A 25,097-nucleotide genomic window follows, 5' to 3' on the forward strand; every position below is an offset into this window, starting at 1 on the left:
TTAGGGTTGTAGCGTTTGTCGGAACTGCTTAAAGTGTTCGCGTTCAGTTGCGCCCATCCATTGGTTGACTTCCCACAGGTCGGCAACAGGCTTCTGAGTAAAAGGCATTAAATGTAAGTAACCATCAGGCCCAAATTCAGGGGTTAATGTGGAAAAAGCATAGCCTTTTAGGTACTGTTTTGTCCAAAACATTTCCCAGATGCCTTGATGAGATTTTAAAGCATCAGCGTATTCTGGAGCGGCAGGATTTGGCACTTGTGGGCCTTGATCGTAGCCGACGCGCCCATGAATATGATGGACGTTATTCGATAAGGCTTCGAGAGTCGGTATTTCAGAGTCCATTAAACGTTCACATACGACACACCAGTGGCTGATGTCAGCGGTTAACTTCATATTTGGCAGCTGTTCGATAATGCGAAGGGTTGTCCAAGGGTTAAATAGACTGCGACTACGATGGGTTTCAAAACTGATGGTTAAGCCATAGCTGTCAGACAGTTCAATGGCTCGCTGGAAAAAATCAATACTTTGCGATTCTTCCCAAGCATCACAGCCGGTAATGCAAGTCGCAAATAAAGGCGCAATCATTAGGCTGCTTTCTATTTGTCGTTTTAGATCATCAAGGTGCTGCTCTACTGTCCAATTTCTATTGGGAACATAGTCTCCTCCCGTGACGATTTCAGCGATATAGTCACTACCGGAGTTTTTGATGGCATTTAACATTTCGATTTGTTGCTCTCGGCTACTTGGAGCCTGACCTTCAATGCCACTGAATCCTGCACTAATAGCCTGATCACAGGCATCGTCGATAGATAATTGGTTGCCCCAAAGGGTTTTAAAGGTTTTTAGCTGCATCTTTGCTTGTCTTTATTTTATGAAGTAACGATTTCATCAGTCGAAAAAGTTAGGGAAACGATTGTGTTCTTGAAAAAACTGCCAGTCGTGATTGGGCCAGATATTCGCTTGAGTGGTTTTACTGACTTGCTTTAGCTTTTGAATACTTTGAATCGCCAGTTGTTCTTGATCTTGCCAGCACAGGCCGGGTGCGATTTCATCTTCGATATTCTCCATTAAATCGGCAGCGTCACCGGCAAGTAGTATTGGTTTCCCCTTTGGCAGTTCTATCAGCATCGACATGTGGCCTGCTGTATGGCCCGGGGTTTCAATGGCACTGACGCCTGGTGCTAAATCATATTCACCGGTTTGTAGTTTCCAGTTTAGAGGTAGCGCAAAGTCTGAGGCAAAGTAGGCTTCATCTGCAGGTTCCTTTGCAGCTTCCATTTCTTTGGTATGAACATGGACTTCTGCATTGCAAAATTCGCACAAGCCACCTGCATGGTCAAAGTGGAGGTGGCTACAAAAAACCATATCGACATCTTCTGGTTGTAGGCCCAAGACTTCTAAACGGTTTGGCAGACGCTCTTCTTCATCCATTTCTGGAGGGCCAAACGGAAAGCCTTCATGCTCATAGTAAAATTTGCGTTGTTCGGCATTCTGAATCTTTTCGTAATCACAGCCCACATCAAATAAGATGCGACCATTTGCGGTTTCGATTAAATAGGCCAAGATAGGGGCTTTAATGATTTCACCGTGGCCGCGTCCACGCGTCGATAAGGTTTTTTCGTAGGTGTGACGGCCTGTCAGAATGGGCCAGAATTTTTTTACTTGCGTCATGTTTATATCCTTGTGATTCGTTAGTGGGCGGTCAGGAAAGACACGCCGTCAACACCAATGAAAGTTTCGCCTTCGTCGGTTTTGACATCGAGATAAACTGGATCACCATTCAAGATTCTGGGTACACGATAGTGATGAAAACTTTTAATCAGGTGTCTTAAAGTCAGAACTTGTTGTTTATCTGAGCCATAGATTTCTTGGTGCAGCTTTGGTAGGCGATACCAAGGTTGTAATTGTTGGTCATGATGCACATTGTGATAACAGAAGTTCAGCACCAATAAATTTACCCAAGGATATTTTTCCGAGAGTAGGTTCGAGTAGGTGTTTTTGTGTTCAAATTCACGATCACGGAGTCTGGCTTCCGGGCCCCTAGGCTGATCAAGTGTTTCGAAAACTTCGTAAGTATGTTGGTGGATGTCCATAAAACGCATAACGGTTAAAAACAGCAAATAAGCAATAGGGTAGAGCCAGAGTACTTGAATGCTAATGCTTGCTAACAAGGTAAAGAAGGCAATTCGTAGAATTAAAACCGTGATGATTCGTGGGCGTCTTGCTTTGCGATTTTGTTTAACGAAAGGCAAGATAATCACCAAAGCGTGCATCAGAATTTCAAGAGCGGGAATATAAGCCCATTCGAGTGCTTTGATGAGTTTTAGAAATTTGGGATGTTGTGCTAGTAAGGGTCTAAAGTCGAAAGAGACAACATCGGCGCGATCTATATGATGGCGGTTATGCTTGTTTCGAATATCTTCGAAATGGGAATAACTATTTCCCGTTACCCAAAGCAGAAGTTCTGCATACCATTGGTTGTGTTTTTTATCTCGGAACAAGCTCATGTGAGCGGTTTCATGTATGAGATAAGCGGCAATGACCATGGCGTGTGCAAGAATAAGAATGCCCAAAATATTGGCAATCAGATTCTCGGTGAGGATGAGGGTAAACCCACCTGTATAGGTGATTAACACGTAGCTGAAGGCAAGTAGATTTGGAATCAGCGCGTCTTCGTGCCTAAAAATGGATTTGTTTTTCATGAGCTTCACCTTTGTTTTAAATGGTGGGCTTAAGGGTAAGTTGTATAAATGATCCCAGACGAGCAACGAATGTTGCTCAAGGGATCGAGAGGGTTAGTATTTATTTCAATGATTCAGTTAGGCTACCGTCAAAGTATGCATTGACATCTTGTGGCTTGTCATACACCTTGTTGGCAACGTTGAAGTCATCAGTTACTTTTGATGAACCGTAGATTGAATCTAGCCCTGGTCCTTTTTTGAATGCTGCTTTAGCTTCAGACAGAGTTAGAATTTTGGTTCCTTTTAATAAAGGTTCATAAGCTTTGGGTGAAATGTTGACTCGTGAAGCCATGATCTTAACAGCATCTGCATGTGTTTTAGGATCATTAATGTAGGCAACAGTTTTATACCAAACTTTTAGAACTTTTTCCCAGTCAGCTTTACGAGCTTCCAAGCTAGCAGGGTTTACAGATAAACCATCGTAAATTAAGCCAGGTTCACTTGCAGAAGTATAGAAAGCTTTTGAACCAGGAACAGATGTTAAAGCCTGTCCAGAGCTAGGTTGCCAAGCTGCGATAGCTGATACTTGACCAGAAGCTAATACTTGAGGTGTTTCATTTGTAGGTACATTCACCAATGTCACATCTGACTCTTTCATGCCAGCGGATTCAAGTGCTTTTAAAACTAAAAGATGATCTACGAAACCAACTTCAACACCAATTTTCTTACCTTTAAGTTGCTTTATTGACGTAATTCCAGGCTGACCGATAATCATGTCATTACCATCGGAGTAGTCATTGATAAGAATCATGGTACTTGGAGCACCAGTCGAACCAGTTACTAATGCATCACCATTAGTCATGTGAGTGGCATCTAGTTTACCGGCAGCGTAGGCATCCATGGAGGCTACATAGTCAAACCATTCGAAGTCTACATCAACGCCAGCTTCTTTAAACCAGCCTTTTTGCAAAGGAATTTCCCAAGCAACCCAGCCAGGCCAGTCACTGTAGCCAATTTTTAAAGGTTCGGCAGCATTAGCCTGCCAGCTCATTGCGCTTAGCGTTAATCCAGCGACGAAACCAAGCGTTTTGGATATAAGTTTGGATTTCATTACACATCTCCCAGTTATTATGATTTACCAAAAAGGTAATAATTCTTAAGCATTAGGTATACCATTAAATTTAAGTTATTGAAATAAAAGAATAATTTTTATTTATGTGTAAGATTTTTTTGATTTTTCTATCATAGTTGATTTATTTTGGTGCGAATTTTGTAATTTTTTGGTGAGTTATTGTTTGCAATGCTTTATATTGAAATCAGGTGGAATTTTTCAAACTTTATTTAAAGATGAGAGTGAACTCTGTATAATAAGCGCCTCACAATATGGTGACTCTGTTCGTCCCCTCGCGATGATAGGTTGGGAACCCCGCCAGGTCCGGAAGGAAGCAACGGTACCTTCTGATTCATGCGCCGAGGATCGGCGGATAGGGTCGCCACCCTTTTTTTAGTTTTCCTTTTCTTTTTAAGAATATTTTTCTTGCTTCAATGTCTGTTGAACTTTTTTCTATTGTGATTCGAGACAGGTTAAAATAATCTAAATTTTAAATGTGAAGTATTTGATTCGTGAGTTATACCGTACTTGCCCGAAAGTGGCGTCCGAAAAATTTTTCCGAGTTGGTAGGGCAGCAGCATGTTATGCAGGCTTTGTCCAATGCGTTGGATCAACAGCGTTTGCACCATGCTTATCTGTTTACAGGTACTCGAGGGGTCGGTAAGACGACGATAGCACGTATTTTCGCCAAGGCCTTAAATTGCGAGCAAGGTATTACCTCAAAGCCTTGTGGGCAATGTGCAACTTGTCGTTCTATTGATGAAGGGCGTTTTGTTGACTTGATCGAAGTGGATGCTGCGTCAAGAACTAAGGTTGAAGATACTCGCGAGCTACTAGAAAATGTTCAATACGCACCCGTTCAAGGGCGCTTCAAAGTCTATCTGATAGATGAAGTTCATATGCTTTCCAAAAGCAGCTTCAATGCCCTGCTGAAAACTTTGGAGGAGCCGCCAGAGCATGTGAAGTTCCTGCTGGCGACAACTGATCCGCATAAATTACCGATTACCGTTTTATCGCGTTGTTTGCAATTCAATCTAATGCGTTTGACGCCAACCCAAATTCAGAATCATTTGGCTTATATTCTTCAACAAGAGCAGGTGTCTTTTGAAGATGCGGCTTTGAGTATGATTGCAAAAAGTGCCGATGGGTCTGCGCGTGATTCTTTAAGTATTTTAGATCAAGCCATTGCCTATGGTGGTGGTCAAGTAATGTTTGAGCCAGTCCAAGCAATGCTTGGTTTAGTGGATCAGCAATTTGTCGTGAAAATTTTGACAGCTTTGTTGAACCAAGCGCCGCAAGAGATCAAAGCGGTGATGCAAGAGTTGTCACAAATGGGTGTGGATTATGAAGCGCTGAATCATCAGTTGATAGAGGCGTTTCACCAGCTTTCTTTGCTTCAAGTGTTGGGTGCGTTGAACGACTTAGCGGTTGTCGACGAATCTTTCTTGCAACAGGTTGCACAAACTTTATTCCCTGAAAAGGTGCAGGTGTTATATCAAATTGCACTTTTGGCTCAACAGGATATGCGTTTAGCCCCTGATGTGCGGATAGGGTTTGAAATGGCTTTGCTGAGAATGCTGGCGTTTGAACCTGCACAAGGTGGTGGTTCAGGTTCGAATGTAGCGTCATCAGGTATACAGAATGGTGCAAACAGTGTTGTTGCACCGCAATCCGTACAGGCGGCACCAAAAATGCAGCCAACCTCTATGCCTGAAAGCAATGCTCAAGCCCCTCAACAACCAATAGCAAGTGAAAATGCGGCTAATATTCAATCGCAAGTGCCTGCTTCGGACAGTGTAGAACAAACAATTCAAACGACACCTTCTCCAGTTGTGGCGTCTCAAGAAATATCTCCTGAGCCTTCGTTGCAGAAAGATAAAGATGCTCAACATCTAATGAGCTTAAAGGAGAAGATTAGTCAATCATTGGGAAAGCTCCAGGCTAAAAATTCGGTTAAAAGTGATGTTCAGAAAGAAGTTTCTTCTTCGACCGCTTTAGAATCGAATGTACCAATATTTGAAGATAGTCAGTCTTCAGAACAACAAGTAGCAGAAGAGCCTGTAATTGAAAATACTCCGCTGGAGACGGCATCGTCTGAGCAAGCAGAATTAACGCAATCAGATTCGTTTTTGGAATCAATTCCAGTTGAGGCTTATGAAAATGATATCTCATCTATGGCTGTTGAAGAACAGGGTGATGTGTCTGATAGTCATGCTGGTGCATTTAATGATGGACAGATGGCTTCAGCTGCTGAGGCTATGAGCCACAATACAGTCGCAGAACAATCGATTTCTAATGTTGTGGAAGATCGTGAAGAGCAGAGCACTTTGCAGCCACAGCCAGAAGAGCCTGTTATCGAGTTGCCTGAAAATGCCGAATCTATTGAAAATTGGGTTAGGTTGATACAAAGTTTAAATATAGATGGTTGGGCTGCTGAGCTAGTGAATCAATCTATGTTGGTTTCTTATGATCAACAAAAGCTTGTATTAAGTATTGATCCTGAACAAGCTTCGGCTAAATCCGATTTGGCATTGAGCAAGTTAACAGAGGTGGTGCAGCAAAGACTTGGATGTGAGCTTGTTTATGTTGAAACTCAGGGGGAGCACTATACGCCTGCAAAATATTGGCAGCATCAAAAACAGTTGCAGCAACAAGATGCAGTGCAATCTATTTATCAAGACCCGAGTATTCAGGGTTTTGTAGATATTCTAAATATGCGAGTGATTGATTCGTCGATTCAGTCACTTGGCAAAACGCAATAATGTTTTAAAGAGAATAAGGAGAAACCATGTTTGGTGGGAAAGGTGGTCTAGGTAACATCATGAAGCAGGCGCAAGAAATGCAAAAGAATATGCAAGCTGCGCAGGAAGAAATAACCAAAATGGAAGTCGTTGGTGAAGCTGGTGGCGGCATGGTCAAAGTTGTAATGACAGGAAAGCATGAATTGGTAAAAGTTGAGCTAGATGATGGTTTGATGGATGACAAGGAAATGCTTGAAGATTTGTTTGCGGCTGCGGTGAACAGTGCTGCACGTAAAGTGGAAGAGACAACTCAAGAAAAAATGGGTGGATTAACTTCTGGTCTTGACATGCCGCCAGGCATGAAAATGCCATTTTAGTCTAACCCAGCCTGGTAGATTTTATGCAAAGTCCTTTGCTGACAGAACTGGTAAATGCGCTGAAGATTTTGCCAGGTGTTGGGCCTAAGTCTGCACAGCGCATGGCCTACTATTTGTTGGAGCGTAATAGAACGGGCGCAGAACACTTGGCTGAAGTGTTGCAGGAGTCTTTGGAGAAGATAGGGCATTGCGAGCGCTGTCGTGATTTGTCAGAAGACACTGTGTGCCATTTGTGTCGCTCTCCTTCGCGTCATGCTAATGAGCTTTGTGTTGTGGAATCGCCTTCAGATGTGTTGGCAATTGAACAGTCAGGCATTTATAGAGGGTTGTATTTCGTCTTGATGGGGCACTTATCTCCAATTGATGGTATCGGTCCCGAAGAGATAGGATTGTCTCAGCTTGAAGATCGCCTTAAGAATGAAAATATTGATGAATTAATTTTGGCGACTAACCCGACAGTTGAAGGGGAAGCGACAGCGCATTATATTCAGCAGATGGCAAATCGTTTAGAAGTGAAGGTAACGCGTTTGGCGCAAGGTATTCCTCTAGGTGGTGAGCTGGAATATATTGACAGCGGTACACTAGGGCAAGCCTTTGCTGGTCGGAAATAATTTAAGTTGTAGAAATAAAAAAGCCCTCATAATGAGGGCTTTTTTGTCATTGGAATAAGGCTTATTTTTTTGCCATTAAGAATTCCAATAGTGCCTTTTGAGCATGTAGGCGGTTTTCTGCTTCATCCCAGACGACGGAGTCAGGAGCATCTATTACAGATGTACAAACTTCTTCACCGCGGTGTGCAGGTAAGCAGTGCATAAATAATGCATCATTATCTGCACGTTGCATTAGGTCTTGATTGACCTGGAAGCTTTTAAAAGCTTTTTCACGCTTTTTCTGTTCTTCTTCTTGCCCCATGCTTGCCCAAACGTCAGTAACGACGACATCAACGTTTTCGGCAGCTTCCATAGGGTCTCTGAATACTTCTACTATGTCAGCATGAGCTTTAACGAGATCGCTATTTGGATCGTAGCCTTCTGGCGCAGCTATGCGTAACTTGAAACCGTATTGTGCAGCTGCATTAATATAGGAATGACACATATTGTTGCCATCACCAACCCAAAGTACGGTTTTACCTTGAATGGAACCTCGGTGTTCATAATAGGTTTGCATGTCTGCCAAAAGTTGGCAAGGATGAAAATCATCTGTCAATGCATTGATAACTGGAACGGAGGAGTACTGGGCAAAGGTTTCGACAATATCGTGACCGAAAGTGCGGATCATGATGCCATCAGCCATGCTTGAAATGACTTTTGCGCTGTCTTCAATTGGTTCACCGCGGCCTAGTTGAGTTGCATCCGGCGACATAAATAAAGCGTGACCGCCTAATTGTGTCATACCAATTTCAAACGAGAGACGAGTACGAGTTGAAGATTTTTCGAAAATCATCGCCAAAGTTTGGTTTTTTAAAGGTTCGTAAATTTCACCTGCTTTTTGCATAGCTTTGAGTTCGGTTGCTCGAATCAAAAGTTTATGCAGTTCATCAGGGGTGAAATCTTTTAGCGTTAAAAAATGTCTCATAATCTTATAGGGTAGTTTTTAATTTTGGTTGCTTGTTACTCTGCGCTTGAGTGGTTTTTAATAAGTGCGACCACTTTTTCAATAAGCTCATCAATTTGTTGGTTTTGAATAACAAATGGCGGCAGCAAGCGAATGGTGTCACCACGGGTGACATTAATAAGTAGCTTTTGTTCTAAGGCTTGTTTGACCAGTTCACCACATGGCGAATCAAGTTGGATACCTATCATAAAGCCTTTTCCACGAACATTGACTACGTTTGATTGGTTTTTTAGTGCTTCTTGGAAACGCTCGACAATCATCTGTCCTTTGGTATGAACTTGATCGATAAGGCTATGTGTTTCCATAACATTAAGCGTCGCAAGACCAGCGGCACAAGCCAGAGGGTTGCCGCCAAAGGTAGTGCCGTGGTTACCCGGAACAAGTACTTCTGCAGCTTTCCCTTTCGCTAAGCAAGCGCCAATGGGGACACCGTTTCCAAGTGCTTTGGCAAGTGTCATAACATCCGGCACTATGTCGTCATGCTGGTGTGCAAACCATTTTCCTGTTCTGCCAATGCCTGTTTGTATTTCATCAAGCATCAATAGCCAGTCGTTTTGTTCACAAATTTCTTTAAGCTGTTTTAGGTATCCAGGTTTTGGAACGTGAACGCCACCTTCGCCCTGAATTGGTTCAACCAATATGGCGACAATGTCTGGGTCATTACTTAGTTCTTTAACCGCTTGAACGTCATCGAACGGTACGCGTACAAAACCTTCTACTAAAGGGTAGAAGCCTTCATGTACTTTTTCATTACCCGTTGCGGACAGCGTTGCTAATGTACGCCCGTGGAAACTATTTTCCATGACGATGATTTTAGCGCGATCAATGTTTTTTTGATGGCCATATTTACGTGCGATTTTCAATGTGGCTTCATTCGCTTCTGCACCGGAGTTGGAGAAGAAAACGCGATCCATTTGAGATAGCTCAATGAGTTTTTCCGCTAATAGATTTTGTTTTTCTACTTGATACAGGTTTGAGGTGTGAATGAGTTGGCCAGCTTGATGACAAATCGCTTCTGTAACAGCAGGGTGTGTGTGGCCTAGGCTACATACGGCAATGCCGCTTACCGCATCCAAGTATTCCTGGTGGTTTTCATCACGAAGCACGGCACCGTCACCAGAAATAAAAGTGATTGGTAAGCGTGCATAGGTATTCATAATGGGGTCAACGGTTGTTGTCATAATTGTTCGTTCTTTTATCTCTTTTGGTATTAAGCTATCCTGCTTGATGCCGTTGTGCCTAAAAACAAAAAAGCAATCGCAAGACGGGCTTGGGATTGCTTTCTTCATGAAAGTTAGTTTTTTGATTTTGATGAGGAATCAAAGTAATGATTTTAGCGATAAAAAAATGAATTTCAAGCTAAACAGGGTTATTTTGTCATCTTTTCGTTTTATAAAATCCAATGATTGGGATAGAATAATCCGTTTCAGATAATTATTAATTCATGATTAACGAAGGATATTTGCAATGCAAACAATGAGCGACCGCGATGGCCTGATTTGGTTAGATGGTGAGATGGTGGACTGGCGTGAAGCTAAGACTCATGTGTTAACCCACACTCTACATTATGGAATGGGGGTGTTTGAAGGTGTGCGCGCTTATGATGCGGAGCAAGGGACTTCGATTTTCCGTTTGGAAGCACATACGGATCGATTGTTCAATTCAGCAAAAATCATGAATATGGCAATGCCGTTTTCAAAAGAAGAAATTAATGAAGCGCAACGTGCGGCAGTACGTGAAAATAATCTAAAATCGGCTTATATCCGCCCGATGGTATTTTACGGATCAGAGGGGATGGGGCTAAGAGCAGATAACTTGAAAACGCATATTGTTGTTGCAGCCTGGGAATGGGGTGCTTATATGGGTGAAGAGAATTTGCAACGCGGCATTAAGATTGCAACCTCTTCATTTACGCGTCATCATCCAAATATTACGATGACTAAAGCCAAGTCAAACGGTCAGTACATGAATTCAATGTTGGCACTACAGGAAGCAACCAGTCACGGTTGCGATGAAGCGTTGTTGTTGGATAAAGATGGCTTTGTTTCCGAAGGTTCCGGTGAAAACTTCTTTATGGTTAAGGAAGGTGTTATTTATACACCTTTCCTGACTTCTGCTCTTGATGGAATTACGCGTAAAACCATTATTCAATTTGCTAAAGAAGAAGGATTTGAAGTTGTAGAGCGTAATATTACGCGCGATGAGGTTTATATCGCAGATGAAGCGTTTTTTACAGGAACGGCCGCAGAAGTGACGCCGATTCGTGAATTGGATAATCGCGAAATTGGTACGGGTTCTAGAGGGCCGATTACGGAATTATTACAGGCAAAATATTTTGATGTAGTGCATGGGCGTTCATCTAAACACTTGGACTGGTTAACGACAGTTGCCTAATGAGATAAAGTTTTTAAGAGAGAGATTATGTCAGATCAAAGCGTTGTAAAAATAACTTATGATGATGTTCCTTTAACTTGCCCAATGAACGGCCAGGAGCAGTGGAATTCTCACCCTAAAGTCATGTTACCGATTGAAGAAACTGGTAAATCTAAGTGTCCTTATTGTGGCACTGAATATGTATTGGAAGGTTGGGATCCTAATCATAGCGCTCATTAAGCGATAGACCCCAGCCTGGCAGATTTTGTCAGTATTAAAAAAGCCCCGATTTCGGGGCTTTTTTTTGTTTGAAGATTAAGCAGAATAGTCTTTTGGTGTGGTGACCAAATTTGGTTGGTTGGGTTCTATGCCATGTACTAGGTGTTTTTCAAACTCGTTCAAACGTTTGACGACGGAGATGAATTTGGTGATGTCTGTCCAGCGGTCAATTAAGTAAGAGAAGCTATCGTTAACTTTGCCGAAGGCATTTCCTGTTTGTGTTACAACTCCCAATGATATAGCACCAGTAAACAGAGAAGGCGCCATTAATAGGTAAGGTAGGATAATCATTATTTGCCCGTATAGAGTGCTCCAGAGCGTAAAGTAGGAGTAGTGATTAAACATTCTGAAGTAGTTGGTTCTTAACCCTGTGAAGAGCTCAGTTAAAGAAGGGATGTGCGCAAAGGATTTATCATCTTCAGAGTAGACTAATTGCTTCCGGTAGGCTGCTTCTACACGTTGGTTGTTGTATTCTAGCCCCGGTAGTTTTATGCCGACAAAATATGAGATGAAAATACCACCGATAGAAGTAATTAGTGCAATCCATACCAGAGAACCTTCAATGTCTTCAAGGAAAGGTAAAGTGACTTTGCTCGACAGTGTCCAAAGAATTGGGATAAAGGCAATTAGAGTGAGCGTTGCTCGGAACATACCTAACCCCAAACTTTCTAAGCTTTTAGCAAAGTCATAGGTGTCTTGTTGAATACGTTGTGAAGCACCTTCAATGGTGTGTGGTGTTTTTTCCCAGTGAGGAAGATAGTGGAAGGTTATCGCTTGTCGCCAACGGAAAGAATAGTGTTGAGCAAAATAAAAGGCAAACATCGCAATGAAAATATAGGGGATAGCGATATAGGTAAATTCAATCATGCTGTGCCAAAACGCTTGAATATCTTTCGCTTTTTGCAGGATGTCGTAAAACTTGCCATACCAGCTATTTAGCAATACGGTTAAGTAGACTTGAAGCCAGGTTACGCCAATCAGTAGAAATAATCCTCCCCAGGCCCAAAGAGCCCACTCCTTACGACCAAAAAAACTTTTTAACATCATTTACCCTTATGATTTTTCTTTGCAGACAGTTTAGTTGATATTTATGACCGACAGAAGCGTTAATGCGTTATTTTCATTGTGCATTCAGTGTTTTTTAAGAATTATTGTGCGGGAAAAATATTAGAGATAAATTTTAGGTATAAAAAAACCCGCACAAGGCGGGTTTTTTGTAATCGATTCCGATTATGAAGAATAATACATGTCGAATTCGATTGGGTGAGTTGTTGCACGGAAACGTGTAACTTCTTCCATTTTTAACTCAATGTAAGAGTCGATAGCTTCATCAGTGAATACCCCACCAGCTTTCAAGAACTCACGATCTTTGTCTAATTCAGACAATGCTTCGTCTAGAGACGCACAAACTGTGTTATAAGTTGCTTCTTCTTCAGGAGGAAGGTCATATAGATCTTTCTCTGCTGGCTCGCCTGGATCGATCTTGTTTAGGATACCGTCAAGACCTGCCATCAACGAAGCTGTGAATGCTAGGTATGGGTTAGCAGTTGGATCTGGGAAACGAAGCTCAACACGACGTGAACGCTCAGAAGGTGCGTATGGAATACGAATAGAAGCTGAACGGTTTTTACCAGAGTAAGCTAGCAGGATTGGTGCTTCAAAACCAGGAACCAAACGCTTATAAGAGTTTGTACCAGGGTTAGTGAAAGCGTTCAATGCGCGAGCATGCTTCATTAGACCACCGATGTACCAGATAGCTTCTTGAGAAAGACCTGAGTAGATGTCACCCGCAAAAATGTTTTTACCACCTTTAGATAAAGACATGTTGATGTGCATACCAGAACCGTTATCACCAACGATTGGTTTAGGCATGAAAGTAGCTGTTTTACCAAGTGCGTTACAAGTGTTGTGTACAGCGTATTTCAAGATTTGAACTTCATCTGCTTTCGCTGTCAAAGTATTACCAGCAACTGCTAGCTCACACTGTCCACCTGCTGCCACTTCATGGTGATGTGCTTCAAGTTTTAGGCCCATAGCTTCTGCCATAGCACAGATATCTGCACGAACTTCATGAAGTTGATCAACAGGAGGAACTGGGAAGTAACCACCTTTAACTTTTGGACGGTGACCAAGGTTACCGTCAGAATATACTTTTTCAGTGTTCCAAGCGGCTTCATTACCATCAATTTTTACGAAGCTACCTGACATGTCAGAACCCCAACGAACATCGTCGAAGATAAAGAATTCTGGCTCTGGACCGAAGAATGCTGCATCTGCAATACCAGTTGATTTTAGGTAAGCTTCAGCTTTTTTAGAGATTCCGCGAGGATCTTTTTCATAAGATTCCATTGTAGCTGGCTCAACGATCATACAACGAATGATTAGTGTTGGATCGTTAGTGAATGGGTCCATAAAGAAACCATCAGTTTGTGGCATTAGCAGCATGTCTGAATCGTTAATACCTTTCCAGCCCTGAATAGAAGAACCATCAAAGGTTTCGCCGTCTGCGAAAAAGTCTTCATCAACTTTCGATGCTGGGATAGTAACGTGTTGTTCTTTACCATGAGTGTCAGTGAATCGAAGATCAACCCACTTAACGTCGTTGTCTTTCATTAGATCAAAGATTTCTTGTGACATGCTGTGTCCTTATGTTTGTGTTGATTGGCACTCAAAATAGGTGCTCTGATTACCTGTTTAAACAGGCATGATGATAGCTTGAACTGTGCCAAAATTCCAATTATTTTTTTGAATAAAATAAGTGTATGAATTTTATCAAAAAAACTATTTGTGTCTAGTTTGTAGTGATAATGAAAAATACCAATCACGCCCTAGTTTGGTGCAGAGTTTTGATTATTTTGGGGCGTAACAAAAGTGTCAAGTATTATAAGAAAATTTAATCTGTTTGTAATTTGTATGGGTTATATTTCAGGCCAATAGTAGTTTGCGTGAATTTTTGTTCTGTTTTTTGTTTCTTTAATTGTCCTATGTGCAATACCCCTAGTTGGAAAGTATTGGTTGAGATTTGAACATAATTGAGTTGGCTTCAATAAAGTTTTATTGAAAAAAACGCTGTCTAAGTTATTATTGTTCCAATTAGGAGCTCCACGCAAAATTAAGATCCTTGATTGAAGAGACTTGTCGACAGTTTGGTTTCTAAGGTTATAAAAACAAAAAAGCAGCTCCTAAAATTTTTAAAGAGGAAAGGTAAATGGATAAGCAGGATTTTACGTCACACATCTCGACCGAATTAAATCGAAATCTCGAGGCTTTATTTAACCATATTTTGGAGATGGGTGGTTTGGTTGAAAGTCAGTTCGAAGGTGCGATGATGGCTTTGACCGAGAACAACGTTAATCGAGCACAAGAAGTAATTTTGCTTGACCGTGCTGTGAATAACGCTGAAATGACGATTGATAAATTATGCGCTAAGGTCTTGTCCAGACAGCACCCTACGGCATCCGACTTGAGATTGATTATCGCGACAATTCGCATCGCCATTGATTTAGAACGTATTGGTGACGAAATTGTGAAGGTTGCCAAAATGGTAATGACCTTTGCGAAAGAAGATCAAATTGATAGCTGTGCAACCTTACCTGGTTATCTTTCGTTGATAGATATGGCCAACCGATCAATTAATATGTTGCATGATGCATTAGATGGATTTGCTCGTGTAACAACAGAAGCGTCTCTAAAGCTTATCCAAGAAGAAGAGAATGTGGATAGGATTTATAAAGAAGGTTATCGAGAAGTGATTGAAGGTTTCAAAAATACACCTGAGAAAGCAGCGTGTTTAGCGGAAGTATTAATAACTTTGCGTGCCTTAGAGCGCATTTCTGATCATGCCCGCAATATTGGTGAAAGCATTATTTATTTGATTAAGGGTAAAGACGTGAGAGAAATGGATCGCGAAACTTTAGTGGCATTTATTAACTCTCTTGAGGATTAAGATAGGATGGCGAACCACACTGTATTGGTTGTAGAGGATGAAGCGGCCATTCGTGATATGTTGAATTTCACGCTTTCGGCAGCAGATTTTAAAGTCATTGAAGCACCGAATGCAGAACAGGGCTGGAATTTGCTTTTGGAGCACCAGCCTGACTGTGTCATTCTAGATTGGATGTTGCCGGGTACCTCAGGTGTTTCTTTAGCGCAACGAATTCGCCAGCATGATCAAGTAGGACATACGCCTATTTTAATGCTGACTGCAAAAGGCGAAGAAAATGATCAGGTTAAGGGGTTTGAGGCTGGTGCAGACGACTATGTTGTGAAGCCTTTTTCACCACGTGCATTGGTAGCAAGATGTCAAGCGTTGCTTAGACGTCACATGCCGGATAAGCATTCTTCTGAAATTATCAAAGCGGGGCTTTTGCAATTAGATTTGAGTAGCTATCGTTTTACTGTTGATGGTCAAGAAGTGAAGCTTGGTCCAACCGAATTCAAATTAATGCATTTCTTTATGACTCATTCTAATCGCGTGTATACGCGTTCCCAATTATTAGATCACGTCTGGGGTGAGAGTATTATTGTTGAAGAAAGAACTGTGGATGTTCATATTCGACGACTCAGAAAAATCTTGGAACCAGTAGGTGTTGCTGATGTTATTCAAACAGTTAGAGGAGCGGGTTACCGCTTTTCTACTGACTAAATGCAAGTAGGTTATTGCATTGACTGAAGGTGTTTCAAGAGAACTTACCTGGACGATTACAACGCTTTGGGGTGCACTTTTTATAGGCTGGTTAATTGAAGATTATGAGGTGGCTTTAGCGGGTTATCTTGTTTTCTTCTTGGGGCGCCATTTTTACAGTTTGAGGAAGTTTGAACTATGGCTAAAAGGGAGCTCTAAAGCATCATACCCTCCCGCTTCAGGTTTTTGGTCTGAAATAGGCTATTTGGTTTCTCGTAAGCAACGCTCGCTTGAAAAACTAGCTGAATTACAAGCACATAAATACCAGCAACTGCAAGCAGCATCCATGTCTATACCGGATGCCATTATCTCTATTGATCCCGGTGGTAAAATAGAGTGGTTCAATGCGGCAGCTAAGCGTATGCTGCACTTAAGGCATTCTGACGTTTCCCTTTCTCTTGAACCGCTTGTTCGTGTCCCAGAGTTTATTTCTTATTTAAAGCAAGAAAATTACACTAAACCTCTAATTTTGCCCTCATTTAAAGGTGTAAAAAGAGTTTTGAGTGTATCCGTTTTTGAATATTACCAGCATCACAAACTTATTGTGATTAAAGATATTCATGAGCTTTACAACTTGGCACAAATTCGTAAAGATTTTATCGCCAATGCCTCTCATGAGTTAAGAACGCCTTTGACGGTATTTAATGGCTATTTGGAAATGATGCTGGAAATGCAGTCGGATGAGTCCACGTGGCAAAAACCTTTAGAACAAATGCATACTCAGTCGCAAAGAATGCAATCCATCATCAATGACTTGCTAACCTTGTCAGCGATGGAGTCTGAAACGTTGACTGAAGATAAAAAAGTTATTGATGTACCATCTATTCTTAATGGCCTTCAATTAAATGCAGGGCTGATTAGCTCAGATAAACATCAGTTTAAATTTGAGATAGAGCCTGGTTTAAAAATAGTAGGTTACTTAACGCCATTAACCAGTGTATTTACAAACTTGATTGCTAATGCGGTTCGCTATACACCAGAAAATGGGTCGATTACCGTTAGGTGGTATCAAAATTCAAAGGGCGTGTTTTTTGAAGTTGAGGATACTGGGATAGGCATTGCGCAAGAGCACATACCAAGAGTTACGGAAAGATTTTATCGGGTTGATACGGCAAGATCACGTGACACTGGTGGAACAGGTCTTGGTTTAGCCATTGTTAAACATATCTTAGAAAGGCACCAAGCTGAGCTGGTTATTAAAAGTCAGGTAAGGGTTGGTTCCACTTTTATTTGCCGTTTTCCACTGACTGCAAAATCAGATGCGAAGACAGAAGAAGCTTAAAGTCCAGTATATTGAAGCTTGTTTGCTTGAACTGAACCTTACGGTAGCATAATGCCTCTAATCGTGAAGTAAATCAGTGCTGCAATTAATGCAGAAGCGGGTACGGTAATAAGCCATGCAGCAACAATTTTCAGAAAGGCAGAACGCTTAACTAACTCTTTTTGATAAACCTTATTTAAAGATTTACGTTCTTTTTTGGTCAGCTCAATAGAAGCTTTATGTTGCTTTAATTCTGCCAACATTTGCTTTTTTTGAATAAGGCTAGCACTAGAAAATTGCTTAATGTATTGGTCAACATCGGTTTGTCCGAGACTTTGATAGTGCTCCCGAATGTTTTGCAGGGTTTTTGCATGATTGCGCTTTAAATATTCCCGCAGAAATCCAACACCGAAAATCCCACCAACTGCAATGTGTGTTGAGCTGACAGGTAAACCTAGTTGTGATGCCACGATAACTGTAATAGCTGCAGCCATGGCGATCGAAAAGGCCCGCATTTGATCTAAATCAGTAATTTCTTCGCCCACTGTTTTTATCAGTTTAGGACCAAATAAAGCTAAGCCTAAACTAATCCCTAGGGCGCCAATAAGCATAATCCAAAGAGGAATGCTTGCTGTCGATGCAACGCCGTCATGAACGATGGCATCATTGATTGCAGCTAAAGGCCCTACGGCATTTGCGACATCATTGGCACCATGAGCAAAGCTAAGGAGTGCTGCAGCAAAGATAAGAGGAATCGTGAAAAGGGTGTTTACACTCGCCTTTTCATTTTTCATATGTATTGATTGACCCTTCATGACTTGTTTGACGATGATGTAAACCACAATAGCGACAATAAGACCGATAAGCGTTGCGATAGAGAAATCGGTTTTCCAAATCTTTTTGAAGCCTTTTAGAATGAGATAGGTTGAGAATGCCCATGCCATGATGGAAACCATAATGGGAACCATTTTGCGGGCGGCCGCGATCATGTCTTCTTTGTAAGTAATACTGCGCTTGATCCAAAGCAGAAAGGCAGCAGCAATGGCTCCGCCTATTACAGGTGAGATGACCCAGCTTGCAACAATAGAGCCCATTTTATCCCAGTTTGCAATGTCCCAGCCGGCGGCAGCGATACCTGCGCCGAGTACACCGCCAACAATGGAGTGCGTTGTTGAAACTGGTGCGCCAACAGCAGTAGCAATATTTAGCCAAATAGCACCAGATAAAAGAGCTGCCATCATTAACCAAACAAAGGTATGGCTATTTTCAATAAGTGCTGGGTCTATGATGCCATTTTTAATGGTGTTTACAACATCGCCGCCAGCAATCAATGCCCCGGCAGATTCACAGATAGCAGCAATAATAATTGCGCCGGTCAATGTAACGGCTTTTGAACCAACCGCAGGTCCAACATTATTGGCGACATCATTAGCACCGATATTCATGGCCATGTAGCCACCAATCATCGCACCGACAATGAGCTCAATGCTGAAAGAACCCGTTCCAAGGTGAAGGTTCGCAGAAAAGATCATAATGGAGATAATAAAAAGCAGTGATGCCCCTAAGCGGAACATCTCTTTGCGACTCTTTTGAGTAGCATCTTCAATTTCATTTATATTTCGAAATTCCATGAGACTTTTGCAATTTTGATATTCGTGTGCAGATTGTAATCAATTAAGTGGGTTTTATGACAAAAATGTGACAAAAAATAACTAATGAGCTGTTTTAGCAAAATTTTCAGGAGAATTAGCTGAAAAATTTTCATTGATATGTCACATAAGTACAGATGCAACAAGTCAGAATATTAGCTTTTAATTTTGCCAAAAGGTTGAGAAGTGAAAAGGTTTGTTGTGTTGGTGATTGGTGTGTTGAGTTCTGTGGCGTCTACTCAGGCAATTTCAGAGACGGCAATTGATAGAGCTGGAGAGTCATCTGGTCAGATTTTAGAGTTTATTTCTCAAGAATGAATTCCTGGCTTTATTTGTCGAATGAATAAAGCCAAAAAGGAAGAATGTTTTAAATTAACTCTATTTCAATATCTGAAGTAGGGATAACACTACAAGTCAGAATATCTTGTCCCTCTGTCTCATAAACTGCTTCTTGAATGTTTTCGATGCTGCCTGATAGTAAACGTACTTCACAGGCACCACAGTTGCCACCACGGCAGCTATAGGGCATATCAAAGCCAGCTTCATCTAAGCATTCTAAAAGTGAGAACTGTCCATCAAATTCACATTCACCTTGCCCAATTACGGTAATTTTATGCATAACTCTTTGTTCCTTAGTTCTTAGCGTTGTGCGATTAAAAACAGAATTATTCTAACAGATTCGCTGAAGCTAATAAGTTGCATTTATGAGGAGGTGATTGGGCGGATCTGGAGTGAAAAAATAAATTAAAGGAGCTCTTGAGGCTCCTTTAATCGGAACTATAGCAGTTTACCAAACGAGTAGTTTGTAGCCTTTTTCTTGTAAGGCCATGAGTGCAGCAGCACCAACTTGAGCATATTCCGCAAAAGGGCGCATGTCCTTGTCGGTCCAACCAATGGTTTTCATTGTGTTTCCGCAAGCAATCCATCGAACATGATAATCTGTCGCCAAACTTTTCACTCGAGCGTAGATTTCGGGAGGGACTTTTCGTTGTGGATGTTTTGCCAATACGTGAATACCAGGGCCGATAGCAACCACTGCAATGCCAACATTGTCACCGAATTCAGTAATCATAGCTTGGATTGAGTTAAGAATATGTGTTTGATAGTCTGGGTCAGATTTATTCCACATGTAAACCGCTTTATGTTCCGGTGGGTCACCCGGGAAACGGTCGCTTGGTGGTATTTGAAGTTCGGGAAGGACTTTTAAAGTGTGGTTTGCTTGTTTGGTCATATCTGCGTGACTTATAACCGGCAAAGCAATGAGTACAATTAAAGCAATTAAGTTTAATTGGAAAGGTTTGGGAATGATGAACTGTTTCATATCAAGTCCTTTATGAGGTCTGATGAAAAAAATCAAATATATAGTTTTAAGTATAAACGTTATTATATAGCGAATTATTCCAAAGTATGTATTGAGAAAAAAATGAGTTTACAAGCTGTAATAGAATCGAAAATCCAAACAGCATTTCAAGTTAAGTATTTAGCCATAGAGAACGAAAGTCATATGCACTCAGGATCTGCAGTTGAATCACACTTTAAAATGACGCTAGTAGCCAATGAGTTTGAGGGGATGTCAAAGGTAAAAAGGCATCAAGCTGTATATAAAGCTTTAGCCGAAGAAATGCCAAAGTTTCATGCCTTGGCATTACATACGTTTTCGCCGACAGAGTGGCAAGAAACACCTAGTGTTGCGGACTCTCCGTTATGTCAAGGCGGTGGAAAGTAGGAAGCTACTCTTCTTCTTCAGGTACGTAGTTTGGATCTGTTTCAGGGTGTTTTAGACGCCAAATATAAATGAACTTTTCAAGGTCCAGTTTGTTTTGTAGTAAGCGTATAGCAGCGATGTATTGCTCAATATAGATGAAATTTTTTCTGCGAACACTTTGCCATAGGTGACGATATTTTGTGGGTAAAAAATCATGAAAATGTGGGATTAACCCATACTCTCCCTCAAGTGCCTCGATGCGTCTAATGGCTTCGAGTCTGGCGAGCCCTTTAAATTTGCGCTCATATTGGTCTAACATTTGACCGATGATAAAGATTATGGCGGCAGATATAATGAAGCTGGCAATGAAGTAACCTGTTAAAAAGGTGCCAAGCAATGTACCTATGACCAGTATCAGGGCGCTTACAGGCATAGTCATAACAAATAGCCATGCCTGATTGCCTTTGACTTCTTCAGTTAAGTTTGCCAAGTCAAGGTCATCAAGGTTAACTTGTTGAAGACGAGTAAGCATCTCTTCCGCTGTTGGCGGAGAGAAAGTTGCTTCCTCTTCTGCTTCAGGTTGTATATATTCGTTTTCTTCCGCCATTTCTTACCTAAGTCTTATTTACGGCAATTTTCTGGACAGTTTACCGTATGCCTTTGATTGGTATCCAAACAGTATGCCGTGAGTTGTCCACCCCATAAGCAGCCTGTATCTGTTGAATGAATTTCATAAGCATCGATTGCGCCAAGTGTTGACCAGTGCCCGAAGAAAATTTGCTTATCGAGGTTTTGTCGTTCTTCAAAACAAAACCAAGGTTGGTACTTGGATTTTAGGATTGTACCTGATGGTGCCATTTTACTTTTAAATTCAAGTTTGCCATTTTTATCACAATAACGCATTCTAACTAACGCATTTAGAATATAGCGAATACGGTCCCAGTCTTTTAATTTGTCGTCCCATTCGTTGGGTTCACTGCCAAAAAGATGGTGCTTAAGGCTTTTTTTCCAGTCGTCTGCTTGAATCACTGCTTCGACTTCTTGAGCGCGCTCTTTAGCCTGTTTAATGGACCATTGTGGAGGAATGCCAGCGTGAACCATTACAGCAGGAAATTTAGAATGCTCAACAAATAATGGTTGATGCCTTAGCCAGTTAATGAGGTCGTCAGCATCTTTTGCTTTTAGGATAGGTTGGAGTGTATCTGTCTTTGCTCGGTATTTATCAAGCCCTGCATAGGCTGCCAATAAGTGGAAGTCATGGTTACCAAGTACCATTTTGCCTGAATCGCCAAGGTTTTTTACAAACCTCAAGCACTCTAAAGATTTTGGGCCACGATTTACGATGTCTCCAGCAAACCAGAGTTCGTCTTTTGCCGGATCATATTTGATTTTATCCAACAAATTCATTAAGTCATCATAACAGCCCTGTAAGTCTCCTATGATATAGGTTGCCATGGTTTACAAAGTCTCCTGATAAAGGTTCGCGAGTTTTACAAACCCTTCAACACCAATGCTTTCAGCTCTATCTGAAGGTGAGATGCCACAAGCTTCTATTTGTTCCGAAGATAGCAAGCCTTTTAAATTATTACGTAAGGTTTTACGTTTTTGTGAAAAAGCTTGTTTAACCAGCTTACCAAAAGCTTCTTCGTTTGTGGCCTGAAATGGCTTTGTTGGATAAGGTGATAATCGGACAATCGCTGAATCTACTTTGGGTGGCGGTGTAAAATTTGCCGGTCCTACGGTAAATAAATATTCAGCTTGGCAAGCGTATTGAATCATTACGCTTAGTCGTCCGAATGTCTTACTTCCTGGTTCAGCCGTCATACGATCTACGACTTCTTTTTGTAGCATAAAATGCATGTCGCGAATTAAAGGCGCATAGTTCAGTAAATGAAAAAGAAGTGGGCTGGAAATATTATAGGGAAGATTGCCAACAACTCTCAATGGGGTAGCTTCATCTTCTTCGGATTTCTCTATCAGTGATGCATAATCAAACGTTAAGGCATCATGATGGTGAAGGTGGAAAGCTTTATTTTGGCTAAAACGTTGTGTTAGTGGCTTAATCAAGTCGTTGTCTATTTCGATAATGTCGAGTTTGCGAACGACTTCAAGTAATGGTGCTGTTAAAGCAGCTTCACCAGGGCCAATTTCTACCAAGTGTTGTTCTGGTTTTGGTTGGATAGACATAACGATACGGTCAATGATTGTCTGGTTATTTAAGAAGTTCTGACCGAAACGTTTTTTGTGTTGATATCCTGAATGACCGCGTTTAGGTTTCATGATGCTCCTGTCATCTCAATGGCGACTTGTATTGCATAATGAAAACTATTGATGTCAGCTTGACCTGTGCCGGCAATACTTAGTGCGGTACCGTGATCAACCGATGTTCTGATAAAAGGTAGACCCAAGGTAACATTAACGGCTTTTCCAAATCCAAGCGTCTTCAACACAGGCAATCCCTGATCGTGATACATCGCTAAAAATGCATCAGCAGCTTCTAAGTTTGTTGGGCTGAAAATGGTGTCAGCAGGTAAGCTGCCAATAAGATCCATGCCTTCTTGTTGAAGTTTATGGATAACAGGGTTAATGGTTGTGAGCTCTTCTGTGCCCAAGTGCCCATCTTCGCCTGCATGTGGGTTAAGCCCCATAATAAAGATTTTTGGGCGTGCAATGCCAAATTGATTCTGTAGCGAGTCATGCAAAATGCGAATAACACTTTCCAGCAATTCAGGTGTAATGGCATCTGGTACTTCTCGTAATGGCAAATGAGTCGTTACCAACGGCACGCGAAGTTGTGGTGTTGCCAGCATCATGACAACTTGTTCGGCGCCGGAAGTCTCGGCCAGAAGTTCAGTGTGTCCAGTAAATTTCAGACCTGCCTCATTGATGATGCCTTTATGTATCGGACCGGTAACCATGGCATCGAAATCACCAGACATACAGCCTTGAATGGCAGTATCCAGCATTTGTAAAACGTAGTCGGCATTTTTAACATTAAGCTGTCCCGCGATAGAGGGGGCAGCAAGGGGTATGTCAATCAGCTTGACCCAGCCTGGTAGATTTTTGCTAGCAAGGGTACTGACGTCAAAAGCTTCTATGTTAATTGATAAGCCGATTTGCTTAGCACGTGCTTCAAGTAGGTCTTTATTGCCAATTACGACCCATTCGACATTGGAACCAAGATCAATGTCAGAATTGGCTAATTGTACGATCTGTTCAGGACCGATGCCTGCAGGCTCACCAGATGTAATGACAATGCGCTTAACCTTGGGCATTACTTATCATCCATTTTTTCACTATCGAGGTCGTTTTGTTTGCCAAGGTTGATGTTGATTACAGCATCATCTTTCAGGCGACGTAACCAAATCTCATAGGCTTCATTTGCTTTTTTCAAGCGTAATGTTTCTTCGGCTTGTTTACGTTTTCCTGCGGCATTCATATCTTGCAAGCGCTTACCATCTACAAACAAAATAACCCAACCTTTTTCGGTAGCAAAAGGGATAGCCGCATGCTTAGGGGGTACATCAGAGATCGCTTTGGCATATTCGAGTGGCATTTGTTGGGTAGTTTGCCATCCCAGGTTGCCATGAGCATTTACAGAAGCTGGGATATCGGAATATTTTTTATTCAATTTCTTGAAGTCTTCAAGAGACTTGATGTTCTTAGCCAATTCTATTAATGCTTTGGGTGGATTGGATTGCTTTTTGGCATTATCTGATAAAAGGATAAAGCGATAGAGATGGTATTGTTCTACCAATTTGCTGCCTTTATCTCGTTTTCCAAGCAGCTTGATAATGTGGTAACCAACTGGGCTGTGGATAATGTTACTGAGTTGTCCAACTTTTAAAGACTCGACAGTATTGGTAAAGAAAGTTGGGATTTGATCAGTTGTGAGCCAGCCTAGGTCACCGCCATTAAGTGCTTTACTGCCTTCTGAGTAGCGTACGGCAACTTGACTGAAATCTTCTCCATCTTGTAATCGTTCAAGGATTGCTTCTGCTTTTTGCTTTGCTTTGTCACGTTGTTCTGGCGTTGCAGAGTCAGGTAAATTCACCATGATATGACCAACATGATATTCAAAGTTATTTTGAATTAAGCTTTGGCGTTGTAGGTAGCTGTTGATTTCATCTTCAGTAACTTGTGTTTGGTCTAGGACTTCAACTTGTCGAAGTTTTTGGAATAGCATCTGTTGACGAATGCGCTGACGAAAATGTTTGAAACCATCTGGCTCGGATAAATTTAGGCGGTCACGAAGCTCTAAAACCGTTAGGTTGTTACGTTTTGCTATTTGTTGGATTTGACCAAGCACTTCTTCATCTTGAACTTGGATGCCATGCGCTTTGATGCGCTGTAATTGCAACTTTTCCATAATCATTTTATCAAGTACTTTACGCTTAAGTTGCTCAATGTCTGTAATTTGTACGTTGCGGGCAGTCAAATCTTTTTCGGTGGTAGCAACCTGTCGATCCAGTTCACTTTTTAAGATAATGTCATCATTTACGGTCGCCACGATGCGATCAAGTAATTGCCCTTTTTCCGGTGCTGCTAATAATACAGAAGGAAGGAGTGTGATGAAGGCGAAGAGGATTAAGTTGCGTTGCCAGAACTTTGAAAGTGTCATA

The 25,097-nt window shown here is 41.5% G+C and carries 26 protein-coding genes and 1 other RNA gene; 11 read left to right on the forward strand and 16 right to left on the reverse strand.

Annotated elements, in window-relative coordinates; genetic code table 11:
• The 4 genes from N745_RS0102945 to N745_RS0102960 all read right to left on the reverse strand — a co-directional run bounded on the left by N745_RS0102945 (position 1) and on the right by N745_RS0102960 (position 3,792).
• Positions 1-852 carry a sugar phosphate isomerase/epimerase family protein gene (locus tag N745_RS0102945; protein ID WP_024850648.1) on the reverse strand — a complete coding sequence of 284 codons (852 nt, stop codon included), beginning with the start codon at positions 850-852 and terminating at the stop codon, positions 1-3.
• Between the two features lie 36 nt (positions 853-888).
• Positions 889-1,671 carry an N-acyl homoserine lactonase family protein gene (locus N745_RS0102950; protein ID WP_024850649.1) on the reverse strand — a complete coding sequence of 261 codons (783 nt, stop codon included), beginning with the start codon at positions 1,669-1,671 and terminating at the stop codon, positions 889-891.
• A 20-nt stretch (positions 1,672-1,691) separates the two neighbouring features.
• Positions 1,692-2,702, reverse strand: coding sequence for a fatty acid desaturase (locus N745_RS0102955; protein ID WP_024850650.1), 1,011 nt, complete (start codon positions 2,700-2,702; stop codon positions 1,692-1,694).
• 100 nt (positions 2,703-2,802) lie between these two features.
• Positions 2,803-3,792 (reverse strand): ABC transporter substrate-binding protein, encoded by a 990-nt coding sequence (locus tag N745_RS0102960; RefSeq protein WP_024850651.1) that lies wholly within the window; start codon positions 3,790-3,792, stop codon positions 2,803-2,805.
• Between the two features lie 282 nt (positions 3,793-4,074).
• Here N745_RS0102960 and ffs point away from each other — a divergent pair.
• The 4 genes from ffs to recR all read left to right on the forward strand — a co-directional run bounded on the left by ffs (position 4,075) and on the right by recR (position 7,521).
• Positions 4,075-4,171, forward strand: an RNA gene (gene ffs, locus N745_RS12490) — signal recognition particle sRNA small type.
• Between the two features lie 133 nt (positions 4,172-4,304).
• Positions 4,305-6,554 (forward strand): DNA polymerase III subunit gamma/tau, encoded by a 2,250-nt coding sequence (gene dnaX, locus N745_RS0102965; RefSeq protein WP_024850652.1) that lies wholly within the window; start codon positions 4,305-4,307, stop codon positions 6,552-6,554.
• Positions 6,555-6,580: 26 nt separating this feature from the next.
• Positions 6,581-6,910, forward strand: a complete 330-nt coding sequence (locus N745_RS0102970; RefSeq protein WP_024850653.1) for a YbaB/EbfC family nucleoid-associated protein — start codon at positions 6,581-6,583, stop codon at positions 6,908-6,910.
• Between the two features lie 23 nt (positions 6,911-6,933).
• A complete protein-coding gene (gene recR / locus N745_RS11655; RefSeq protein WP_038070586.1) occupies positions 6,934-7,521 on the forward strand; it encodes a recombination mediator RecR in 588 nt (195 codons plus the stop codon).
• Positions 7,522-7,582: 61 nt separating this feature from the next.
• On the opposite strand, the gene argF is transcribed toward recR, so the two are convergent.
• Positions 7,583-8,485, reverse strand: coding sequence for an ornithine carbamoyltransferase (gene argF, locus N745_RS0102980; protein WP_024850654.1), 903 nt, complete (start codon positions 8,483-8,485; stop codon positions 7,583-7,585).
• A 35-nt stretch (positions 8,486-8,520) separates the two neighbouring features.
• Positions 8,521-9,705 carry an acetylornithine transaminase gene (locus N745_RS0102985; RefSeq protein WP_024850655.1) on the reverse strand — a complete coding sequence of 395 codons (1,185 nt, stop codon included), beginning with the start codon at positions 9,703-9,705 and terminating at the stop codon, positions 8,521-8,523.
• Positions 9,706-9,991: 286 nt separating this feature from the next.
• Between N745_RS0102985 and N745_RS0102995 the strand changes: the two genes are divergently transcribed.
• Both N745_RS0102995 and N745_RS0103000 read left to right on the forward strand, forming a co-directional pair.
• Positions 9,992-10,918 carry a branched-chain amino acid transaminase gene (locus N745_RS0102995; RefSeq protein WP_024850657.1) on the forward strand — a complete coding sequence of 309 codons (927 nt, stop codon included), beginning with the start codon at positions 9,992-9,994 and terminating at the stop codon, positions 10,916-10,918.
• A gap of 27 nt (positions 10,919-10,945) precedes the next feature.
• Entirely contained in the window at positions 10,946-11,137 is a 192-nt protein-coding gene (locus N745_RS0103000) for a zinc-finger domain-containing protein (RefSeq protein ID WP_024850658.1), read from the forward strand.
• Positions 11,138-11,212: 75 nt separating this feature from the next.
• Here the strand turns inward: N745_RS0103000 and N745_RS0103005 are convergent, their stop codons facing one another.
• Both N745_RS0103005 and glnA read right to left on the reverse strand, forming a co-directional pair.
• On the reverse strand, positions 11,213-12,220 hold the full coding sequence (locus tag N745_RS0103005) for a putative transporter (RefSeq protein ID WP_024850659.1): 1,008 nt from the start codon (positions 12,218-12,220) through the stop codon (positions 11,213-11,215).
• Between the two features lie 186 nt (positions 12,221-12,406).
• A complete protein-coding gene (gene glnA / locus N745_RS0103010) occupies positions 12,407-13,813 on the reverse strand; it encodes a type I glutamate--ammonia ligase (protein ID WP_024850660.1) in 1,407 nt (468 codons plus the stop codon).
• 571 nt (positions 13,814-14,384) lie between these two features.
• On the opposite strand from glnA, the gene phoU reads away from it, so the two are divergent.
• The 3 genes from phoU to phoR are packed head-to-tail and all read left to right on the forward strand — an operon-like array spanning position 14,385 to position 17,142.
• On the forward strand, positions 14,385-15,122 hold the full coding sequence (gene phoU, locus N745_RS0103015; RefSeq protein WP_024850661.1) for a phosphate signaling complex protein PhoU: 738 nt from the start codon (positions 14,385-14,387) through the stop codon (positions 15,120-15,122).
• Between the two features lie 6 nt (positions 15,123-15,128).
• Positions 15,129-15,821: a phosphate regulon transcriptional regulator PhoB gene (phoB, locus tag N745_RS0103020; RefSeq protein ID WP_024850662.1), complete on the forward strand. Its 693-nt coding sequence runs from the start codon at positions 15,129-15,131 to the stop codon at positions 15,819-15,821.
• A 19-nt stretch (positions 15,822-15,840) separates the two neighbouring features.
• Positions 15,841-17,142: a phosphate regulon sensor histidine kinase PhoR gene (gene phoR / locus N745_RS0103025; protein ID WP_024850663.1), complete on the forward strand. Its 1,302-nt coding sequence runs from the start codon at positions 15,841-15,843 to the stop codon at positions 17,140-17,142.
• Positions 17,143-17,180: 38 nt separating this feature from the next.
• Here phoR and N745_RS0103030 read toward each other — a convergent pair whose 3' ends face one another.
• Entirely contained in the window at positions 17,181-18,752 is a 1,572-nt protein-coding gene (locus N745_RS0103030; protein WP_024850664.1) for an inorganic phosphate transporter, read from the reverse strand.
• A 204-nt stretch (positions 18,753-18,956) separates the two neighbouring features.
• On the opposite strand from N745_RS0103030, the gene N745_RS12785 reads away from it, so the two are divergent.
• Entirely contained in the window at positions 18,957-19,088 is a 132-nt protein-coding gene (locus N745_RS12785; RefSeq protein WP_281171880.1) for a hypothetical protein, read from the forward strand.
• Between the two features lie 49 nt (positions 19,089-19,137).
• On the opposite strand, the gene N745_RS0103040 is transcribed toward N745_RS12785, so the two are convergent.
• A complete protein-coding gene (locus N745_RS0103040; RefSeq protein ID WP_024850665.1) occupies positions 19,138-19,389 on the reverse strand; it encodes a 2Fe-2S iron-sulfur cluster-binding protein in 252 nt (83 codons plus the stop codon).
• Positions 19,390-19,557: 168 nt separating this feature from the next.
• Positions 19,558-20,091: a DsrE family protein gene (locus N745_RS0103045; RefSeq protein WP_024850666.1), complete on the reverse strand. Its 534-nt coding sequence runs from the start codon at positions 20,089-20,091 to the stop codon at positions 19,558-19,560.
• Positions 20,092-20,193: 102 nt separating this feature from the next.
• On the opposite strand from N745_RS0103045, the gene N745_RS0103050 reads away from it, so the two are divergent.
• Positions 20,194-20,496, forward strand: coding sequence for a BolA family protein (locus N745_RS0103050; protein WP_024850667.1), 303 nt, complete (start codon positions 20,194-20,196; stop codon positions 20,494-20,496).
• 4 nt (positions 20,497-20,500) lie between these two features.
• Here N745_RS0103050 and N745_RS11660 read toward each other — a convergent pair whose 3' ends face one another.
• Genes N745_RS11660 through N745_RS0103075 form a run of 5 tightly spaced genes read right to left on the reverse strand, consistent with a single transcriptional unit; the run spans position 20,501 to position 25,096 of the window.
• Complete coding sequence (locus tag N745_RS11660; RefSeq protein WP_051453364.1) at positions 20,501-21,082, reverse strand: hypothetical protein; 582 nt, start codon at positions 21,080-21,082, stop codon at positions 20,501-20,503.
• Positions 21,083-21,096: 14 nt separating this feature from the next.
• Positions 21,097-21,930 (reverse strand): symmetrical bis(5'-nucleosyl)-tetraphosphatase, encoded by an 834-nt coding sequence (locus tag N745_RS0103060; RefSeq protein ID WP_024850668.1) that lies wholly within the window; start codon positions 21,928-21,930, stop codon positions 21,097-21,099.
• 3 nt (positions 21,931-21,933) lie between these two features.
• Positions 21,934-22,755, reverse strand: coding sequence for a 16S rRNA (adenine(1518)-N(6)/adenine(1519)-N(6))-dimethyltransferase RsmA (gene rsmA / locus N745_RS0103065; protein ID WP_024850669.1), 822 nt, complete (start codon positions 22,753-22,755; stop codon positions 21,934-21,936).
• On the reverse strand, positions 22,752-23,750 hold the full coding sequence (pdxA, locus tag N745_RS0103070; RefSeq protein WP_024850670.1) for a 4-hydroxythreonine-4-phosphate dehydrogenase PdxA: 999 nt from the start codon (positions 23,748-23,750) through the stop codon (positions 22,752-22,754). The genes rsmA and pdxA overlap by 4 nt, the downstream gene beginning before the upstream one ends.
• Positions 23,750-25,096, reverse strand: coding sequence for a peptidylprolyl isomerase (locus N745_RS0103075; protein ID WP_024850671.1), 1,347 nt, complete (start codon positions 25,094-25,096; stop codon positions 23,750-23,752). The genes pdxA and N745_RS0103075 overlap by 1 nt, the downstream gene beginning before the upstream one ends.
• Between the last annotated feature and the right edge of the window lies 1 nt (position 25,097).

This window comes from Hydrogenovibrio kuenenii DSM 12350, from assembly GCF_000526715.1.
GTDB classification, from domain to species: domain Bacteria; phylum Pseudomonadota; class Gammaproteobacteria; order Thiomicrospirales; family Thiomicrospiraceae; genus Hydrogenovibrio; species Hydrogenovibrio kuenenii.

Excerpts from the sequence above, each read along its gene's own strand:
- N745_RS0103050 (WP_024850667.1), top strand. The coding sequence starts at position 20,194 with ATGAGTTTACAAGCTGTAATAGAATCGAAAATCCAAACAGCATTTCAA.
- N745_RS0102985 (WP_024850655.1), bottom strand. The coding sequence starts at position 9,705 with ATGACAACAACCGTTGACCCCATTATGAATACCTATGCACGCTTACCA.
- N745_RS0103005 (WP_024850659.1), bottom strand. The coding sequence starts at position 12,220 with ATGTTAAAAAGTTTTTTTGGTCGTAAGGAGTGGGCTCTTTGGGCCTGG.
- N745_RS0103040 (WP_024850665.1), bottom strand. The coding sequence starts at position 19,389 with ATGCATAAAATTACCGTAATTGGGCAAGGTGAATGTGAATTTGATGGA.
- N745_RS0103060 (WP_024850668.1), bottom strand. The coding sequence starts at position 21,930 with ATGGCAACCTATATCATAGGAGACTTACAGGGCTGTTATGATGACTTA.
- N745_RS0102960 (WP_024850651.1), bottom strand. The coding sequence starts at position 3,792 with ATGAAATCCAAACTTATATCCAAAACGCTTGGTTTCGTCGCTGGATTA.
- glnA (WP_024850660.1), bottom strand. The coding sequence starts at position 13,813 with ATGTCACAAGAAATCTTTGATCTAATGAAAGACAACGACGTTAAGTGG.
- N745_RS0103000 (WP_024850658.1), top strand. The coding sequence starts at position 10,946 with ATGTCAGATCAAAGCGTTGTAAAAATAACTTATGATGATGTTCCTTTA.
- N745_RS0102945 (WP_024850648.1), bottom strand. The coding sequence starts at position 852 with ATGCAGCTAAAAACCTTTAAAACCCTTTGGGGCAACCAATTATCTATC.
- N745_RS0103045 (WP_024850666.1), bottom strand. The coding sequence starts at position 20,091 with ATGAAACAGTTCATCATTCCCAAACCTTTCCAATTAAACTTAATTGCT.
- N745_RS0102950 (WP_024850649.1), bottom strand. The coding sequence starts at position 1,671 with ATGACGCAAGTAAAAAAATTCTGGCCCATTCTGACAGGCCGTCACACC.
- N745_RS0102970 (WP_024850653.1), top strand. The coding sequence starts at position 6,581 with ATGTTTGGTGGGAAAGGTGGTCTAGGTAACATCATGAAGCAGGCGCAA.
- pdxA (WP_024850670.1), bottom strand. The coding sequence starts at position 23,750 with ATGCCCAAGGTTAAGCGCATTGTCATTACATCTGGTGAGCCTGCAGGC.
- N745_RS0102955 (WP_024850650.1), bottom strand. The coding sequence starts at position 2,702 with ATGAAAAACAAATCCATTTTTAGGCACGAAGACGCGCTGATTCCAAAT.
- rsmA (WP_024850669.1), bottom strand. The coding sequence starts at position 22,755 with ATGAAACCTAAACGCGGTCATTCAGGATATCAACACAAAAAACGTTTC.
- argF (WP_024850654.1), bottom strand. The coding sequence starts at position 8,485 with ATGAGACATTTTTTAACGCTAAAAGATTTCACCCCTGATGAACTGCAT.
- N745_RS0102995 (WP_024850657.1), top strand. The coding sequence starts at position 9,992 with ATGCAAACAATGAGCGACCGCGATGGCCTGATTTGGTTAGATGGTGAG.
- recR (WP_038070586.1), top strand. The coding sequence starts at position 6,934 with ATGCAAAGTCCTTTGCTGACAGAACTGGTAAATGCGCTGAAGATTTTG.
- phoB (WP_024850662.1), top strand. The coding sequence starts at position 15,129 with ATGGCGAACCACACTGTATTGGTTGTAGAGGATGAAGCGGCCATTCGT.
- phoU (WP_024850661.1), top strand. The coding sequence starts at position 14,385 with ATGGATAAGCAGGATTTTACGTCACACATCTCGACCGAATTAAATCGA.
- N745_RS0103030 (WP_024850664.1), bottom strand. The coding sequence starts at position 18,752 with ATGGAATTTCGAAATATAAATGAAATTGAAGATGCTACTCAAAAGAGT.
- N745_RS11660 (WP_051453364.1), bottom strand. The coding sequence starts at position 21,082 with ATGGCGGAAGAAAACGAATATATACAACCTGAAGCAGAAGAGGAAGCA.
- N745_RS0103075 (WP_024850671.1), bottom strand. The coding sequence starts at position 25,096 with ATGACACTTTCAAAGTTCTGGCAACGCAACTTAATCCTCTTCGCCTTC.